Source organism: Streptomyces sp. BK340 (assembly GCF_007827595.1).
In the GTDB taxonomy this organism is placed as follows: Bacteria; Actinomycetota; Actinomycetes; order Streptomycetales; family Streptomycetaceae; genus Streptomyces.
Window position 1 is genome coordinate 14,001 of record NZ_VISR01000033.1, and the last position, 15,929, is coordinate 29,929.

At 71.1% G+C, this 15,929-nt stretch carries 13 protein-coding genes; 6 read left to right on the forward strand and 7 right to left on the reverse strand.

The genetic code is table 11. The annotated features are described in order from the left end of the window. Positions 1–10: 10 nt before the first annotated feature. A complete protein-coding gene (locus FB157_RS39595) occupies positions 11–2,449 on the reverse strand; it encodes an XRE family transcriptional regulator (protein WP_261386824.1) in 2,439 nt (812 codons plus the stop codon). Positions 2,450–2,636: 187 nt separating this feature from the next. Between FB157_RS39595 and FB157_RS39600 the strand changes: the two genes are divergently transcribed. Both FB157_RS39600 and FB157_RS39605 read left to right on the forward strand, forming a co-directional pair. Then, positions 2,637–3,092 carry a carboxymuconolactone decarboxylase family protein gene (locus tag FB157_RS39600; protein ID WP_145885582.1) on the forward strand — a complete coding sequence of 152 codons (456 nt, stop codon included), beginning with the start codon at positions 2,637–2,639 and terminating at the stop codon, positions 3,090–3,092. Positions 3,093–3,298: 206 nt separating this feature from the next. Continuing rightward, positions 3,299–3,694 (forward strand): iron chaperone, encoded by a 396-nt coding sequence (locus FB157_RS39605; protein ID WP_145885724.1) that lies wholly within the window; start codon positions 3,299–3,301, stop codon positions 3,692–3,694. A 5-nt stretch (positions 3,695–3,699) separates the two neighbouring features. Here FB157_RS39605 and FB157_RS39610 read toward each other — a convergent pair whose 3' ends face one another. The 4 genes from FB157_RS39610 to FB157_RS39630 form a co-directional block, all read right to left on the reverse strand. Continuing rightward, positions 3,700–4,677: an asparaginase gene (locus FB157_RS39610; protein WP_145885583.1), complete on the reverse strand. Its 978-nt coding sequence runs from the start codon at positions 4,675–4,677 to the stop codon at positions 3,700–3,702. 388 nt (positions 4,678–5,065) lie between these two features. Then, complete coding sequence (locus tag FB157_RS39620) at positions 5,066–6,175, reverse strand: enolase C-terminal domain-like protein (protein ID WP_261386825.1); 1,110 nt, start codon at positions 6,173–6,175, stop codon at positions 5,066–5,068. Further along, positions 6,172–7,977: a thiamine pyrophosphate-requiring protein gene (locus tag FB157_RS39625; protein ID WP_145885584.1), complete on the reverse strand. Its 1,806-nt coding sequence runs from the start codon at positions 7,975–7,977 to the stop codon at positions 6,172–6,174. The genes FB157_RS39620 and FB157_RS39625 overlap by 4 nt, the downstream gene beginning before the upstream one ends. Before the next feature lie 41 nt (positions 7,978–8,018). Next, positions 8,019–11,084, reverse strand: a complete 3,066-nt coding sequence (locus tag FB157_RS39630; RefSeq protein ID WP_145885585.1) for an FAD-binding and (Fe-S)-binding domain-containing protein — start codon at positions 11,082–11,084, stop codon at positions 8,019–8,021. 310 nt (positions 11,085–11,394) lie between these two features. Here FB157_RS39630 and FB157_RS48085 point away from each other — a divergent pair, with 310 nt between their 5' ends. After that, positions 11,395–11,652: a maleylpyruvate isomerase N-terminal domain-containing protein gene (locus FB157_RS48085; RefSeq protein ID WP_222441012.1), complete on the forward strand. Its 258-nt coding sequence runs from the start codon at positions 11,395–11,397 to the stop codon at positions 11,650–11,652. Between the two features lie 329 nt (positions 11,653–11,981). On the opposite strand, the gene FB157_RS39640 is transcribed toward FB157_RS48085, so the two are convergent. Next, positions 11,982–12,155 (reverse strand): CsbD family protein, encoded by a 174-nt coding sequence (locus tag FB157_RS39640; RefSeq protein WP_145885586.1) that lies wholly within the window; start codon positions 12,153–12,155, stop codon positions 11,982–11,984. A gap of 164 nt (positions 12,156–12,319) precedes the next feature. Here FB157_RS39640 and FB157_RS39645 point away from each other — a divergent pair, with 164 nt between their 5' ends. The 3 genes from FB157_RS39645 (at position 12,320) to FB157_RS39655 (ending at position 14,830) form a co-directional block, all read left to right on the forward strand. Further along, the gene (locus tag FB157_RS39645; protein ID WP_145885728.1) at positions 12,320–13,285 is read left to right on the forward strand and encodes an LLM class F420-dependent oxidoreductase; all 966 of its coding nucleotides are present in this window, start codon (positions 12,320–12,322) and stop codon (positions 13,283–13,285) included. A gap of 169 nt (positions 13,286–13,454) precedes the next feature. Beyond that, positions 13,455–14,243: a SigB/SigF/SigG family RNA polymerase sigma factor gene (locus FB157_RS39650; RefSeq protein WP_145885587.1), complete on the forward strand. Its 789-nt coding sequence runs from the start codon at positions 13,455–13,457 to the stop codon at positions 14,241–14,243. Positions 14,244–14,284: 41 nt separating this feature from the next. After that, entirely contained in the window at positions 14,285–14,830 is a 546-nt protein-coding gene (locus FB157_RS39655; protein WP_145885588.1) for a DUF6328 family protein, read from the forward strand. Here FB157_RS39655 and FB157_RS39660 read toward each other — a convergent pair. Beyond that, positions 14,747–15,775, reverse strand: coding sequence for a cation diffusion facilitator family transporter (locus FB157_RS39660; protein ID WP_145885589.1), 1,029 nt, complete (start codon positions 15,773–15,775; stop codon positions 14,747–14,749). The genes FB157_RS39655 and FB157_RS39660 overlap by 84 nt on opposite strands. Between the last annotated feature and the right edge of the window lie 154 nt (positions 15,776–15,929).

Here is a 15,929-nt window from a genome sequence, read left to right on the forward strand (position 1 = left end):
ACCGAACCGGTCAGTGATCCCCGGGACCGAGTTCCCGCAGGACGGCCTGACCCGCGGCACGGTGTTCGGCCGCCCCGGCCGGATCGGTCCCGTCGAGCACGATCGCGATCCCTTCGTGCGCCAGCGCCTCCTCGTACCGACTGCCCAGCCGCGGAGCCAGCTCCAACGCCTGCCGGTGCAGCCGTAGGGCCTCTTCCGGGAGGCCCGCCAGCCGGCAGGTCTCGCCGTAGCCGTTGAGGAAACGCATCTTCCAGTGTTCCTCGAACAACTCGTCGAGCAGCGCGAACGCCTCCCGGTGACTGGCCAGTGCCTCCTCGTACCGGCCCATCTGCCGCAGCGCGACACCCAGGCAGTTGAGGCACCACGCCTGGTTGTGCAGGTGCCCGTCCTCGCGGGCCAGCGCCAGCGCCCGGTGCAGGTGCTCGGCCGCCTCGTCCGGTGCATCGTGGGCGATGGCCACGCCGAGCGTGATCCGGGCCGTCAGAGCGGGCGGCCACGCCGGGTCGGTGTGCGGAACGCCCAGCACCTCCCGGGCCCGCCGCGCCGCCTCCTCGCGGTGCCCCAGCTGCAGCATGGCCCAGGCCTCCGAGGCCGCCGCGTGGGCCGCGCCCGCCGGACTTCCGGCCTGCTCGTACAACTTTCCCGCCAGCCCGAAGAGTTCGAGCGGCTCCTCGACGTGTCCCGCATCCCAGCTCAGATAGCCGCGGCGCATGGCCAGTTCGGCCTCCACCTGGGTGTCCCGCACCTGGGACAGGCGGAGTTCGGCGGCCTCGTAGGCGGCCGCAGCCTCCGCCGTCCGGCCCGCGTTGTAGCGCGCGAAGCCCAGATCGCTGTGCGCCTCTGCCAGTTGCAGCGGATCGCCCAGGCGCTCGGCGGCGGCCAGCGACCGCTCGAAGAGGACGTTGAGATGCGTCGTACCGCAGCGCCGCGCGAAGTACGCCCGCAGGAAACGCGGCAGTTCGGACACGTGCACGTCGGAGCCGACGGCGGCCGCCGTCTCGAAGGCCGCGACGAGGTTTCCGTACTCCGTGACGAACCAGGCGAAGGCCGCGTTCTTGTCCGGGAACCCGGGCAGCTCCGCCGGAGGCCGGCCTGCCGAGGCCGTACGGCTGGGGGAGAGGAACGGCATCGCGGCGTCGGCGGCGGCCGCCGCGTGCACGTAGTAGTCGAGGACCCGTACCAGGGCCCGCTCCTGCTCGGCCGCCGAGTCCTGTTCCGCCGCGGCCCGGCGTGCGTGCTGGTGCACGAGGTCGTGCAGCCGGTAGCGGCCCGCCGTCGGCTGCTGCACGAGGTGCGCGTCCACCAGGTCCTCCAGCGTCGCCCGGGCGCCGCGCAGCGGCACGTCCGCCAGCGCCGCCACCACGTACTCGTCGAAGGACTCCCCGGGCAGCAGGCCCAGCATCCGGAACAGGCGGGCCTGGGACCGGTCCAGCTGCCGTACCGACATGGCGAACGCGGTGTCGAACTCGCTCGCACCCTCGGCCAGTCGCTCGACGAGGATGCCCACGGTCCAGCCCGGCCGGTGCCGCAGCCGCGCCGCGGCCAGCCGCAGGGCGAGCGGCAGATGGCCGCACAGCCGCAGCACCTCGGCGGCGGACTCCGGATCACGGGCCAGCCTGCCGTCCGGGCCGCCGGAGTCGCCACTGGCCCGGGCCAGCAGCTCCGCGCTCTCCTGCGGGCTCAGCACGTCGAGTGAGACCGGGGGCACCTCGTCCAGGCCGAGAAGCCGGTTGCGGCTGGTGATCAGGGCGACGGAGTCGCCCGCACCGGGCAGCAGCGGGCGCACCTGGTCGGCGTCGGCGGCGTTGTCGAGGACCACCACGACCCGCCGACGGGCCAACTCCGAGCGCCAGCAGGCGGCCAGTTGCTCGACTCCCTCCCGCGGGACCCTCTCGGAGGGGACGTCGAGCGCGCCGAGCAGCATCCGCAGCACGGACTCCGGATCCATCGGCTGACGGCCCTCGGTGAACCCGTGCAGATCCACGTAGAGCAGGCCGTCCCGGAAGCGGGCGGCGAGCCGGTGCGCGGCATGCACCGCGAGACAGGTCTTGCCGACGCCCGCCATGCCGTCGACGGACACCGCCCGGTGGCTGTCCACCGCGGCGAGTACGGCGGCGAGCTGGGCCTCGCGTCCGGTGAAGTCGGCTGCGTCGCGCGGCAGATCGTTACGGGGCAGCGACCGGACCTGGCGGCTGCTCTTCGGGGGCGCCGGCAAGGGGTTCGACGTCCGCTCCCACAGGGGACGCAGGGGGCGTGGGTCGCGCTTGACGAGGCGGCAGAGGGCGACCACCGCGGGCCAGGGCGGCACGGTCTGCCCGCCCAGGTAGCGCGACAGCGACGAGGAACTGAGTCCGGCGTCCCGAGCCAGGGCCCGTACGCCCAGCCCGGACAGTTCCTGCAGCAGGCGCAGCCGGGCCGCCAGCTCGTCCTGCGCCGTCCGTTCGTGCACGCCCACCGGTTCCCCCGCCTCGTCGTCCCGCTCCGGCTGAAGTCTCGCGAGTCAAGTCGCCGCTGGTCAAGGCTGTTTCAGCTGTCCCACGCTGTCCCACCGCCGTGGTCCCGGAACGCGGGCTCGGCTGTCATGGAGTCACGCCCCGACGGAACGGGGCACCGACCCGGAGGAGGAGCGGACCGAGATGCACTCCCGCATGCGGAACCCCGCCGTCGTACTGCCCGACGCGATGAAGCCCATCCAAGCGATCCTCAAGACCGCGCACTCCGCCGGAGTCGACGGCCGGCTGCTGGAGCTGGTGCATCTGCGGGTCAGTCAGATCAACGGCTGCAGCGCCTGTGTCGACGGCGGCGCCAGGACGGCCCGCAGGGCCGGAGTGAGCGACGAACGCCTGGCCACGGTCGCCGCCTGGCGGGAAGCGCCGTACTTCACCGCGGCGGAGCGGGCGGCCCTCGCGCTGGCCGAGGCCGCGACGCGGCTGGCCGACCGTTCCGACGCGGTGAGCGACGAGGTCTGGGACACGGCCGCCACGCATTTCGACGAGCAGCAGCTGGCGGCGATCATCCTGATGATCGGCGTCACCAACCTGTTCAACCGGCTCAACGCCACCACCCGCCAGATCGCCGGCGCCCGAGGCTGACGCGCCCAGCCGCGACTTCACGGGGTGAACCCTGTGATCAGCACCTTCGGAGAAGCCGCCCGTGCGGCACCCCTCAAGCATGAAGATGTACCCGTCAATCCGTAGACCAGGAGGAACCCGCTGTGAAGGACGTACAGAAGCCCGCCGAGAGCACCGCCGCGCCCGACACGACGTCCGAGGGGTTCACCGACGAGGAGCGCGCCGCGATGAAGGAGCGCGCCCGGGAGGTGAAGGCGTCCGCCCGCCGCGGATCGCGCGCCGACAAGGCGGCCGAGGACGAGGCAGCCGTACTCGCGAAGATCGCCGAGATGCAGGAGCCGGACCGTGTCATGGCCGAACGGCTCCACGCCGTGATCAAGGCCTGCGCGCCGGAGCTGGCGCCGAAGCTCTGGTACGGCATGCCCGCGTACGCCAAGGACGGCAAGGTCGTCTGCTTCTTCCAGAGCGCGCAGAAGTTCAACTCCCGGTACGCGACGCTCGGCTTCAGCGACAAGGCCAACCTCGACGAGGGCACCATGTGGCCGGCCGCCTACGCCCTGAAGGAGCTGACCGCCGCCGACGAGGCGAGGGTCGCCGAGCTGGTGAAGCGAGCGGTGAACTGACCCCCTCAGAACACGGCCCGTACCTCTCCCACCTCCCGCCCTCCGCCCAGCAACGGCGATCGGCCGACGCGGTCGATCACGGGCGCGGTCAGGCCGGTCAGGCGAAGAGCGCGGGCCAGGACCGGCCCCAGGGCCCGAGCGCCACCGTCCTCTATCTTGAGGGCCAGCGCGCGGCCGTCGGGCAGGGCCATGGCCTGGACGGCCTCGGCGCCCACCTTCGACAGGGCGCCCGGTATCCCCTGCATGAGCCAGGTGTCGTGGCGGCGGGTTCCGGCGACGTACTCGGGGTGGGCGCGCATGGCGTCTGCGACCCGCTGCTCGGGCGTGCCCGGTGCGGCCAGGACGAAGGAGCGGAAGGCACGGGCGAGCCCGGACAGACTGATCGCCATCAGCGGCGCCCCGCAGCCGTCCGTGCCGACGGCGGCCACCGGCTCGCCGGCCGCCTCCTCCACCACCGTGCGGATGAGCCGCTGGAGCGGGTGGTCGGCGTCGAGGTACGACTCCAGCGGCCAGTTCCGCAGTGCGGCTGCCGCCAGCATCGCCGTGTGCTTGCCGGAGCAGTTCATGGCCACCCGGTCGCGGGGTGCGCCCGCTGCCAGGTAGGTCTCCTGCTCCTCCTGGTCCAGGGGCAGGGACGGCGGGCACCGCAGGTGTTCAGGGCTCAGTCCGTGTTCGTCGAGCATCGTGCGTACCAGGTCGCGGTGGAAGGCCTCACCGGAGTGGCTCGCGGCCGCCAGCGCCAGCCGCTCGCCCGCGAGGTCCAGGCCGGCCCGCAGCACACCCGCCGCCTGCATGGGCTTGTTGGAGGAGCGCGGGAAGACGGGCGACGTCACGTCGCCGAGCGCCAGTTCCACCGAGCCGTCCGCGGCGAGCAGCACCAGGCTGCCCCGGTGCCGCCCCTCGACGAATCCCGAACGGACGACCTCGGCGAGGACCGGGGTGGCGACGGTGACGGCTGCAGTGGCCGTGGCGGGCTGGGACATCGGCGGCGACCTTCCGTACGCGGATGGGGCCGACCTGCCCGACCGGTCCCCGGGATCGCCGGAGCAGCCGGTCGTATGAGCAGGTGGTCCACCTGGGTTTTGCACGTCACAGTACCGCCGGGCCAACTCGTTGCCTCGGCCGCGTCCTGCATGTCGACGCGCATCACTACGGCCATGTGCCCCGGAGCGACGAGTGGTCACCTCTCCGCGGACGCCGCCCGCACGCGCCGCACCGACTCCCGACGACCTCAGGGCGATGCTCGAGCACAACCTGCTCGCCGAGCGGATCGTGATCTCCGGCTACCAGGAGATCGTCCGCGGGCTCGGGGGCAACGACCCCACCACGCGCCGCATGATGGAGGCGATCCTGGCCGGGGCCGCTGCTGCGTCACTGCGTCCGGTAGGGCCGCCCACGCTCGGAGTTGAAACTCAGCCCGAGTCCCACTGGTCCCTCGCCGCCCGGGGTGATGACTCCGCCGCTGGGATCGAGTGCGCCGTCGAAGAGGAGGCGTTCGATGCGGACGTGGTCGTGGAACCACTCCAGGTGCCGCAGGTTGGGAACGGCGGCCGCGGCATGGGCGTGGGCGTGCGGGGCGCAGTGTCCGGAGATGTCCAGACCGTGTGCCTGGGCGAGGGCCGCGACACGGAGCCATACGGTGATGCCGCCGCAGCGGGTGACGTCGGCCTGGAGACAGTCGACGGCGTCGGCGGCCAGCATGTGCTGAAAGTAGGGCAAGGTGTAGCCGTACTCCCCGGCGGTGACGTCGGCGGTGATCTGGCCGCGGATCGCGGCGAGCGTGCGCAGGTGGTCGGAGGATACGGGCTCCTCGAACCACGTCACGCCGTGGTCGGCGAGCCCGGCGGCCACCCGGACGGCCTGGTGGGCGCCGTAGCCGCCGTTGGCGTCCACGTACAGCTCGGTGGCCTCGCCGATGCTGGCGCGGGCCTGTGCCACGCGGTGGCGGTCACGGGCCTCGCACTGCCCCCAGGACTCTCCGATCTTGATCTTGACTCGGGGAAGGCCTTCCTTCTCGACCCAGCCCCGCAGCTGTGCGTCCTGCTGTCGGTCGTCGTAGGTGGTGAAGCCACCGCTGCCATAGACGGGCACGTCGTCGCGTGCGGCGCCCAGGAGCCGGACCAGGGGGAGGCCGAGCAGACGGGCCTTGGCGTCCCACAGGGCGATGTCCACGGCGGAGATGGCCTGTGCGCACACCCCGGGCAGGCCGGCGTTTCGCACCCCGCGTTGCATGGCCTCGTTCAGACGCGGCACGTCGAATACCGTGGTGCCGGTGATCACATCGGCCAGGAGATCGTCGATGACGCGCGCCGCGGCCGCGGGGGCGTAGGTGTACCCGAGCCCGGTGACGCCGCCGCAGCGGACGGTCGCCAGGACCAGCGTGGTGCTGTTCCAGGCGATGGTGCCGTCCGCTTCGGGCGCGTCGGTCGGAACGGTGTAGACGGCGCTGTCCACCCGCTCCACGAGCCCCTCGTCGGTCACTGACGCTCCGTGTGATGCCGGTGGCCGGGCAGGAACTCCTGAACCTTGGCCTTGAAGCCCTGCCGGACCATGGCGACGCGGTCGCTGTCCCCCTTGAGGACACTCGCCGCGGCCGCCTCGATCTGGTCGAGGGTGGCGTGCGGCGGGATGGGGGGCACCGCCGGGTCGGTGAGGAAGTCGAGCACACAGGGCCGGTCTGCCGAGAGAGCGGCCTTCCAGGCGCCTTCCACCTCGCCGGGCTTCTCGATCCGCATGCCGTGCAGACCGAGTGAGCGGGCGAAGTCGGCGTAGGCGACGTCGGGGATCGACTGGGAGGGCAGGAACTGCGGCGCGCCCTCCATGGCCCGCATCTCCCAGGTGACCTGGTTGAGGTCCTGGTTGTTGAAGACGGCGACGACCAGTCGCGGGTCCTCCCAGTCCTGCCAGTACTTGGCGACGGTGATCAGCTCGGCCATGCCGTTCATCTGCATCGCCCCGTCGCCGACGAGGGCGATGGCCGGCCGGTCGCCGTGGGCGAACTTGGCGCCGATGGCATACGGGACGCCGGGCCCCATGGTGGCGAGCGTGCCCGACAGCGAGCCGCGCATCGCGCCGCGCAACTTCAGGTGGCGCGCATACCAGTTGGCCGCCGACCCGGAGTCCGAGCTGAGGATCACGTTCTCGGGCAGCAGGTCGTTGAGCGCGTGGGTGACGTACTCCGGATTGATCGGGTCGGCCTCGACGGTGGCGCGTCGTTGCATGACCTCCCACCAGCGGGCGACGTTGTCCTCGATCGTCTCGCGCCAGCTGCGGTCGGTTGTCGGCTCCAGCAGCGGCAGCAGCCGGCGCAGTGTGCGGGTGGCGTCGCCGACCAGGTTGACCTCGAACGGATAGCGCAGGCCGACCATGTGCGGGTCGATGTCGATCTGCACGGCCCGCGCCTTGCCGAACTCCGGCAGGAACTGCGTGTAGGGGAAGGACGACCCGACGACGAGGAGGGTGTCGCAGTCGCGCATCATCTCGTACGACGGCCGGGTGCCCAGCAGCCCGATGGCGCCGGTGACATAGGGCAGGTCGTCGTCGAAGGCGTCCTTGCCCAGCAGCGCCTTGGCCACCCCGGCCCCCAGCCGGTCGGCGGTCTCCATGACCTCCGTGCGGGCCTGCCGAGCGCCCTGACCGATGAGCAGGGCGACCTTGTCCCCGGCGTTCAGGACCTCGGCAGCGCGGGTGAGGTCCTCGTCGTCCGGCACCGGAGCGTAGTGCGGCATGCCCAGGCTGGAGGGCACCATCTTGAAGGCGTGTTCGGGCGGGGAGTAGTCCAGTTCCTGGACGTCCGCGGGGATGATCACGGCAGTGACGGAACGCCGTGCCATGGCGGTGCGCAGGGCCCGGTCGAGCACGTTCGGGAGCTGCTCGGGGACGGTGACCATCTCGCAGAAGTCGGAGGCGACGTCTTTGTAGAGGCTGACCAGGTCCACCTCTTGTTGGTAGGAGCCGCCCATGGCACTGCGGTTGGTCTGTCCCACGATCGCGACCACCGGCACGTGGTCGAGCTTGGCGTCGTACAGCCCGTTCAGGAGGTGGATCGCGCCGGGGCCGGAGGTGGCGGCACAGACGCCGACCCGGCCCGAGAACTTGGCGTAGCCGACCGCTTCGAAGGCGGACATCTCCTCATGGCGTGACTGGATGAACCGAGGATCGTTCTCCGCACGGCCCCACGCGGCGAGCAGCCCGTTGATGCCGTCGCCCGGGTAGGCGAAGACGCGCTCCACCCCCCACTCGCGCAGCCGCTGGAGCACGTAGTCGGAGACCTTCGTCGACATGTCTTGGATCCTTTCCGGGGTGGCTGTCCGCCGGCGCCTGGTCAGGGCCGGCGCAGGTGCCGTACGACCCCCAGGCCGGTGGCGGCCGTGAGGGCGGTGGTGCCCGCGGTGGCCGCCCATCGGGCCGTGCGGGACGGAGCGGCAGGCCGCTGGGCCAGGCGCTCGGGATGTTCGCTCGGCAGGGGGCCGTCGAGTCCGAGGGCCAGGACTTCGGCCAGGTGCAGGGCGCGTCGCCCGGTGCCGCCCTGCTCGATCTGGGTGCGGCAGCTGAAGCCGTCGGCGAGCAGCAGGCTGTCGGGAGCGGCCGCGCGGACGGCGGGCAGGACTCCCAGCTCGGCCACGGCCATGGAGACCTCGTGGTGACCGCGCTCGAAGCCGAAGTTGCCCGCGAGTCCGCAGCAGCCCTCGTCGAGGACGTCCGCGGTCAGGCGAGCGCGGCGCATGAGCTCGCGGTCCGCGTCGAACTTCATGATCGCGTGCTGGTGGCAGTGGGTCTGTACCGTCGCCTGCCGTGCCAGCTGGGGCGGCCGCCACTCGTCGGGGGCGTGGTGGACGAGTTGTTCGGCGAAGGTGCGCACCTGGCCGGCGAGCCGCCGCACATCCTCGTCCTTCGGTATCAGCTCGGGAGCGTCGGCGCGGAAGACGGCGGTGCAGGAGGGTTCCAGGCCGACCACGGGCGTGCCCGCGTCCAGGTAGGGGCGCAGCACACCGAGCGTACGGCGCAGGACCCGCTCTGCGACGGCCAACTGGCCGGTGGAGATCCACGTCAGACCGCAGCAGACGGCCGCGTCGGGTACGGCGACCTTGAAGCCCGCGTCCTCCAGGACCCGTACCGCGGAAGCGGCCACCGACGGGTGGAGGAAGGTGCTGAACGTGTCCGGCCACAGCACCACCGTGGCCGGATCCGCCGGGTCCGGCCGGGGGCTCCCGCGAGCGCGCCACCACTGGAGAAAGGACTCCCGGGCGAACAGCGGCGCCGACCGGGCGTCGTCCACGCCGGCCAGCCGTTTTCCCGCCCGGGCGAGGCCCGGTGCGTGCAGCACGCTGTTGACGAGCCCCGGCGCCGCACGCGACAGCCGCGCCCACACCGGCAGCCAGCCCATCGAGTAGTGGGCCGCCGGACGTATCCGCCCCTCGTAGTGGTGGGCGAGGAACTCGGCCTTGTACGTGGCCATGTCCACGCCAGTCGGACAGTCCGACTTACAGCCCTTGCAGGCCAGACACAGGTCGAGCGCGTCGCGTACCTCGGTCGACCGCCAGCCGTCGGCGATCGCCGAGTCGGGGTGGCCGTCGAGCATCTCGAAGAGCAGCCGGGCACGCCCGCGGGTGGAGTGCTCTTCCTCATGGGTGGCCCGGTACGAGGGACACATCACGCCGCCCTGGTGGGTGCGGCAGTTGCCGATGCCCACGCAGCGCAGCACCGCCTGCCGGAAGGAGTGGTCGTCCTCCGGGTAGCCGAAGTGCGTGTCGGACGTGGTCGGCCGCCAGGTGGGGCCGAGCCGGAGTTGCCCGTCGACCGGATTCGGGGCGACGACCTTGCCGGGGTTCATCCGGTTGCCCGGGTCGAACACCGCCTTCAGCTCGCCGAAGGCGGACACGAGCCGCTCCCCGAACATGCGGGTCAGCAACTCGCCCCGGGACTGGCCGTCCCCGTGCTCACCCGACAGCGAACCGCCATAGGAGGCGACGAGGTCCGCGGCCTGCTCAACGAAGCGGCGGAAGTCCGCGACACCCTGCGCGGTCTTCATCCCGAACGGGATGCGCGTGTGCACACAGCCCTGACCGAAATGGCCGTACAACGAAGGGTGGTCGTAGTCGAACTTCTCGAACAGCCGCTTGAGGTCGCGGAGATAGTCGCCGAGCCGCTCGGGCGGTACGGCGGAGTCCTCCCAGCCCTCCCAGGTCTCCCGGTCGTCCGGCGGACGCGCGGTCACCCCCAGCCCGGCCTCCCGGGCCCTGAGCATCGTCTGCTCCCGCTCGGGATCGTCGGAGAAGGCGACCGTCGCGTCCTTCTCACCACGGCCGATCGACTTCAGCAGCGCGTGTGCCTGCTCGTCGACGTCGTCCTGGCTGTCGCCGGTGAACTGGACCAGCAGCCAGCTGTCGCCCTCGGGAAGGCTGTCGAGGGACTCGAGGTAGGCGTGCTCCTCGCGCATCAGCTGGGCCATCCGCCCGTCCAGGGCCTCCAACTGGCCGGGGGAGCAGTGCTCCAGCAGCCGGGGCACGTCGTCGGCGGCGCGGCAGATGTCGTCGTAGCCGAGGACGAGCAGTGACTGGCTGGCGGGCACCGGAACGAGGTCGAGTTCGGCGCGCAGGACGGTCACCAGGGTGCCTTCGCTGCCGACCAGGGCCTTGGCGACGTCGAGGCCGTTCTCCGGCAGCAGGGAATCGAGGTTGTAGCCGGACACCCTGCGCGGGATCTTGGGGTAGCCGCGCCGGATGTCCGCCAGGTACTCGGTGACGATGCGGTCCAGGCCGTCGTAGATCTCAGCCCGGCGTCCGCCCTCGGCGGCGATCCGGGCGCGCTCGGCCCGGGACGTCGGCCCCACCCACATACGCAGGCCGTCGTAGGTGAGGACCTCCAGCCGGCGCACGTTGTCCACCGTCTTGCCGTACGACTGCGCCGAGGCCCCGCAGGAGTTGTTGCCGATCATGCCGCCGAGGGCGCAGTGGCTGTGGGTCGAGGGCTTCGGCCCGAACATGAGGTGATGGTCCGACAGCCGCCGGTTGAGGACGTCCAGGACGATGCCCGGCTCCACCACGCACGTGCGGGCCTCGGGGTCGACGGTGACCAGGGTGTCGCAGTACTTGCTCCAGTCGACCACTACGGCCGTGTTCGTCGTCTGACCGGCCAGGCTCGTGCCGCCTCCCCGGGACAGGACAGGGGCCTGGAACCGTGCGCACACCTCCAGCGCGTGGGCACCGGCCTCGACGTTGCGCGGAACCACGACGCCGATCGGCACCTGCCGGTAGTTGGAGCCGTCCGTGGAGTAGGCGCCCCTGCTGCCCGCGTCGAAGCGGACCTCGGCATCGGTCTCGTCCCGCAGAGCCGTGGCGAGCCCGGCCACGTCCACGGTGACCGCAGGTCGTACGGGCGCGGCAGTCATCGACGGGACCAGCCCGTCACTCCGGCCGGGTCCTTCCGGCCGAGTCGTCGGCCCGGTATCGCGGCGAGGAGAGAGGCCGTGCATCCCGAGCCGGCACGTTTTCTCATGATCGGTCTCCCGTCAGCTGCTCGCTTCCGTCCGCTGCCTCGGTCACCGGGTACCCCGAGATCCCGGAGGCACCAGCGATGATTTCGGCCACCTGGGCGCGCCGGTGAGGAGAGTCCTCAGCCGTTCGCAGGTCTGTGTTCCGAGACGGCCGGATACTCGGTCGCGCATGCCTTCGAACCTTCTCCGTGATGTTCTTCCGGAGTTGGAGGTCTTCGCGCATGCCGTGCAGGCGCGGCGGCCCGATGACGGAGCCTGGTGCGAGGCCTGGACGGTTCGCGACATCCTGATGCACCAGACCGGCGATGCCGAGGAGCTGGTCCGGGTGCTCGCCGCTCACCTGGCCGGCGAGCCCGTCGAAACTCGTGGTTCCGACCGCGAGAACCCCTATCGGGCGCTCACCCATGCCGAGCTCCGGTCCGCGTTCCTCGCGCGGTACGCGCGCTCACCGAGCCGTGGATGACCGAGCACAGCGTGAACGAGGTCGGTCAGCCGCTGTTCCACCGCGGCGGCGCCCGTTCGGACTGGGCCGGAGGCGACCGCATCGAAGCATCCGGGGACGCCGCCCCGCCGATCCCGCACGCTGGCACAGCGATGCGGGTCCGGAGGCGCTGCGTGCGCTGCGCACGCTCCTCAGCGGTTACTGATCCTGGCAGTGGTCACCGATCCTGCGCACATCAGCGGGCACCGACCTGCGCAAGGACAGGCAGGCGAAGAGCGGGATCCCCGTGGCACGGGAGAGGGGATCCCGCTCTTGGAAAGGGAGTCGTGTCCCCTTCCGCGCTCGGCGGGTCAGGACTTGAAAATGTCCTTCGTCTTCTCCTTCGCCTGACGGGCGTTCCCCTTGGCCTTCTCGGCATGTCCCTCGGCCGTCAGCGACTCATTGCCGACCGCGCGACCGGCCGTCTCCTTGGCCTTGCCCTTGGCCTGCTCCATCTTGCCCTTGGACTTCTGGTGTCCTGACATTGCCGCTCACTCTCCTCACTGAATGCGGCGTCGTCGTCCACCCGGGCGGGTACCCATGCGCGGCGGGAAAACGCGCCACGCCCAAGAAGCGGTCCGCACGCCGCCGAGCGGCGGCCGATGCCTCGATGCGGTTTCCTCGGGAATCGGCTGGCAACTCGATATGCATGGTGCGATTCGGATACACGATGATGACCGAACAGGCCGGTCCGCAAGATCTGGTGAAGCATGTCGTCCGGGCCGAGGAGGCCGGATTTGATTTCTCTGTGACATCCGACCACTACTCTCCGTGGTTGGACGAGCAGGGGCACTCACCGTACGCCTGGAGCGTGCTGGGTGCGGCCGCGCAGGCCAGCTCACGGATCCCCCTGATGACGTACGTGACATGCCCGACCATGCGTTATCACCCGGCGGTCGTCGCCCAGAAGGCGGCGACGATGCAGCTGCTGTCCGGCGGCCGCTTCCGGCTGGGTCTGGGTTCCGGTGAGAACCTCAACGAACATGTCGTGGGGGGTGGTTGGCCCCCCGTAGACGTACGTCAGGAGATGCTCGCCGAGGCGATCGAGATCATTCGGGAACTGTTCGGCGGCGGGTACGTCAACCACCACGGCACCCACTTCGACGTGGAGTCGGCCAGGCTCTGGGACCTGCCCGAGACCCCGCCGCCCATCGGTGTCGCGGTGTCCGGGGAGCAGTCCTGCCGGCTGGCGGGCCGTCTCGCCGACCTGATGATCGCAGTCGAACCCGACGCCGACCTCGTCACTGCCTTCGACGAGAACGGCGGTGTGGGAAAACCGCGCGTGGGCCAGCTGCCGATCTGTCACGATCCGGATCGCGATGAAGCCGTGCGGCGGGCGCATGACCAGTTTCGCTGGTTCGGCGGCGGTTGGAAGGTGAACGCCGAGCTCCCCGGGACTTCGGGCTTCGCCTCCGCGAGTGCGTACGTACGCGAGGAGGATGTGGCGGAATCGATCCCGTGCGGAGACGACCCGGAGGTGTTCACGGCGGCCGTGCGCCCGTACGTCGATGCGGGCTTCACCGAAATCGCCCTCGTCCAGGTCGGTGGTGCCTCACAGCTGTCCTACCTGGAATGGGCGGAGAAGACGCTGCTGCCCGCACTGCGCGAGCTCTGAGTGCACCATGTGTGCGGCGGCGTTTCTCCGGCACACGCGTGGGCAGTCGCCGGGTTGTCCTGCTGAGGTACCACCGCCACCTGCCCGCAGCGGCCACCGGGAGGAGCCGGCCGAGGGCGCTCTCGCTTTTCACCCGATGACGGTGTGTGACCAGCTACCGGAACAGGTGATGAGCGTGACCCTTGCTCGGCACCCCCATGACGACGCCCCCGACACCATGGCGGAGTTCCGCCTGCTGAGAACCCTTCCGCAGGGAGCCCGGCGGGACGGGCTGCGGAACGAGGTCGTGAGGGCCTGGCTGCCGATGGCCCACCGCATCGCCACGCGCTACCGCGACCGGGGCGAATCCCTCGAGGACCTGCGCCAGGTCGCCGCGCTCGCCCTGGTGAAGGCGGTGGACGGGTTCGACCCGGATCGCGGAGGGGCGTTCGCGAGCTACGCGGTACCGACGATCACGGGTGAGTTGCGCAAGCACTTCAGGGACCACACGTGGGTACTGCGGGTACCGCGCCGCACCCAGGAGCTGCGCCGGCAGGTCACCCTGGTCTGTCAGGAGCTCGCCCGGTCGGGCGGTGAGTTCTCGGCCGCCGACATCGCCGCGCGTACCCACCTGGGGACGGACGAGGTACGCGAGGGGCTGTCGGCCCGGAACGCGTACGCCGTGCTGTCACTGGACGTCGAGCTGGCAGCGCGCGGAGCCGGCGGTGGAAAGACACTTGCGGACACGCTCGGAGGACCGGACCCCGGCCTCCAGACCGTGGTGGACCGGGAGTCGGTGCGACCGTTGCTCGGAGCGCTGTCCGAGCGGGACCGGCGCATCCTGTACCTGCGGTTCTTCCGAGGCATGACGCAGCAGCGCATCGCCGCGGAGTACGGGGTCTCGCAGATGCACATCTCCCGCGTCCTGAACCGCATCTGCTCACAGCTGCGGGAGCAGGCCATGGCCGACGCGGCCTGACCACCCAGGTGGGCCGCCGTCTTGGGGACTACGGAGGGAACGTGGTGGAGCACCGCACGGATTCCGTCGCACGGGGTCGCCATGAGACCGAGGAGGAGCGGGCGGACCGGCGCTGGAGCGAGTTGCTGCAGGAACTGCGAGTGGCTCAGACCGGCGTCCAGATTCTCTTCGGCTTCCTGCTCACCGTGGTCTTCCAAGTCCGCTTCACGACTCTTTCGGACGCCGACCGGATCATCTATCTGGTGACGGTGGTGTTCGGAGCGGCCGCGACCGGCGCTCTCATCGGGCCGGTCGCGGTGCATCGCAGCCTGGCCGGACAGCATCTCAAGCCGCAGACCGTGGACTGGGCCGCACGGCTGGCCATGACGGGGCTGATCCTGCTCTTGTGCACGATGGCGAGCGCCCTGTTGCTGATCCTTCGGGTGGCCCGCCTCGGCGAGGTGGCGGGCTGGATCGTCACCGCGATGTTCCTCTGGTTCGTGGCGTGCTGGTTCGGCATCCCCCTATGGGCCCGGGCTCGCGCCACCGCCGCCAAGGACGCGAGAGAGCCGGCCGCCCACGACAGGGGCGGCGGCGACAGCCGATGAGGGTCTGCCCTCGCCGGGGCCGGGCGCCTCGGTGATGTCCAGGAACACATGCTCGGCCTGGGGCCACTCGCCGCTGATCCGCCTCTTGATCCGGACACAGACCAGCTCGACCTCCTCGCTGTCGAGCCCCGGCGCGAGATCGACGCGTGCGGCGACGAGGACGGAGTCCAGCCCCAGCCGCATCGTCAGCAGTGCCGCGACCCTGTCGATCTCGTCCTGCGACCCGAGGAAGTCGGCGATCCGGTCGCGCAGTTCCGTGTCGACCGCCTCGCCGATCAGCTGGTCCCGTGCCTCCCGGGCCAACCGATAGGCCACGCACACCAGGAGAAGGCCGATCCCCATGGATGCGCCCGCCTCCCAGACCACCTGGCCGGTCGCCAGGTGGAGCGAGATACCGCCCGCCGCGACAAGCACACCGGCCACGGCGGTCGCGTCCTCGGCGATCACCGTGCGCAGAGCCGGGTCGGCCGCGCCCTCCCGGTGCCGACGCGCCTGGTACAGGGCGCGGACCAGGGAACCACCCTCGGCGAGCAGTGCCACGCCGAGCACCGCGAGCCCCGCAAGGTAGCCCTGCAACGACTCCTGTCGGTCCATTCGCAGCGCCTGGACGCCCTGGTACACCGAGAAGCAGCCACCCATGACGAAGATCCCCACCGCGGCCAGCAACGCCCAGAAGTAGCGCTCCTTGCCGTAGCCGAACGGATGCCGGTCGTCGGGGGGGCGCCTGCTGCGGCGTACCGCGATGAGCAGGAACACCTCGTTCAAGCTGTCCGCGACCGAGTGCGCCGCCTCCGAGAGCAGCGCGGGGGATCCGGCGAAGAGCCCGGCGGCCGCTTTGGCCGCGGCGATCACGAGGTTGGCTGCGAGAGCGACCAGGACGGTGACCCGAGTGCGTACGTCCCGGGCCGTGGAACCCCTATCGCGGTGCCCTTCCGTGCGCGTCACCAGCGCTGCCCTCCAGCCTGCCGTGCGGTCCGTTCCGCGTCGCTCCGGGGACGCGACGGTGAGCGTGCGCAGGGCCGCCCTGCGCTCCGCCGAGGATCCGGCACCGCCACCGGGCCCCGGTGGCGGCCTCTCACCGGCGACTGCCCCGGTGACC

Bases quoted from the DNA above. Each gene is read 5' to 3' on its own strand.
- FB157_RS39630 (WP_145885585.1), bottom strand. From the start codon at position 11,084: ATGACTGCCGCGCCCGTACGACCTGCGGTCACCGTGGACGTGGCCGGG.
- FB157_RS39605 (WP_145885724.1), top strand. From the start codon at position 3,299: ATGAAGGAGCGCGCCCGGGAGGTGAAGGCGTCCGCCCGCCGCGGATCG.
- FB157_RS39625 (WP_145885584.1), bottom strand. From the start codon at position 7,977: ATGTCGACGAAGGTCTCCGACTACGTGCTCCAGCGGCTGCGCGAGTGG.
- FB157_RS39640 (WP_145885586.1), bottom strand. From the start codon at position 12,155: ATGTCAGGACACCAGAAGTCCAAGGGCAAGATGGAGCAGGCCAAGGGC.
- FB157_RS39610 (WP_145885583.1), bottom strand. From the start codon at position 4,677: ATGTCCCAGCCCGCCACGGCCACTGCAGCCGTCACCGTCGCCACCCCG.
- FB157_RS39600 (WP_145885582.1), top strand. From the start codon at position 2,637: ATGCACTCCCGCATGCGGAACCCCGCCGTCGTACTGCCCGACGCGATG.
- FB157_RS39645 (WP_145885728.1), top strand. From the start codon at position 12,320: ATGGTGCGATTCGGATACACGATGATGACCGAACAGGCCGGTCCGCAA.
- FB157_RS39650 (WP_145885587.1), top strand. From the start codon at position 13,455: ATGAGCGTGACCCTTGCTCGGCACCCCCATGACGACGCCCCCGACACC.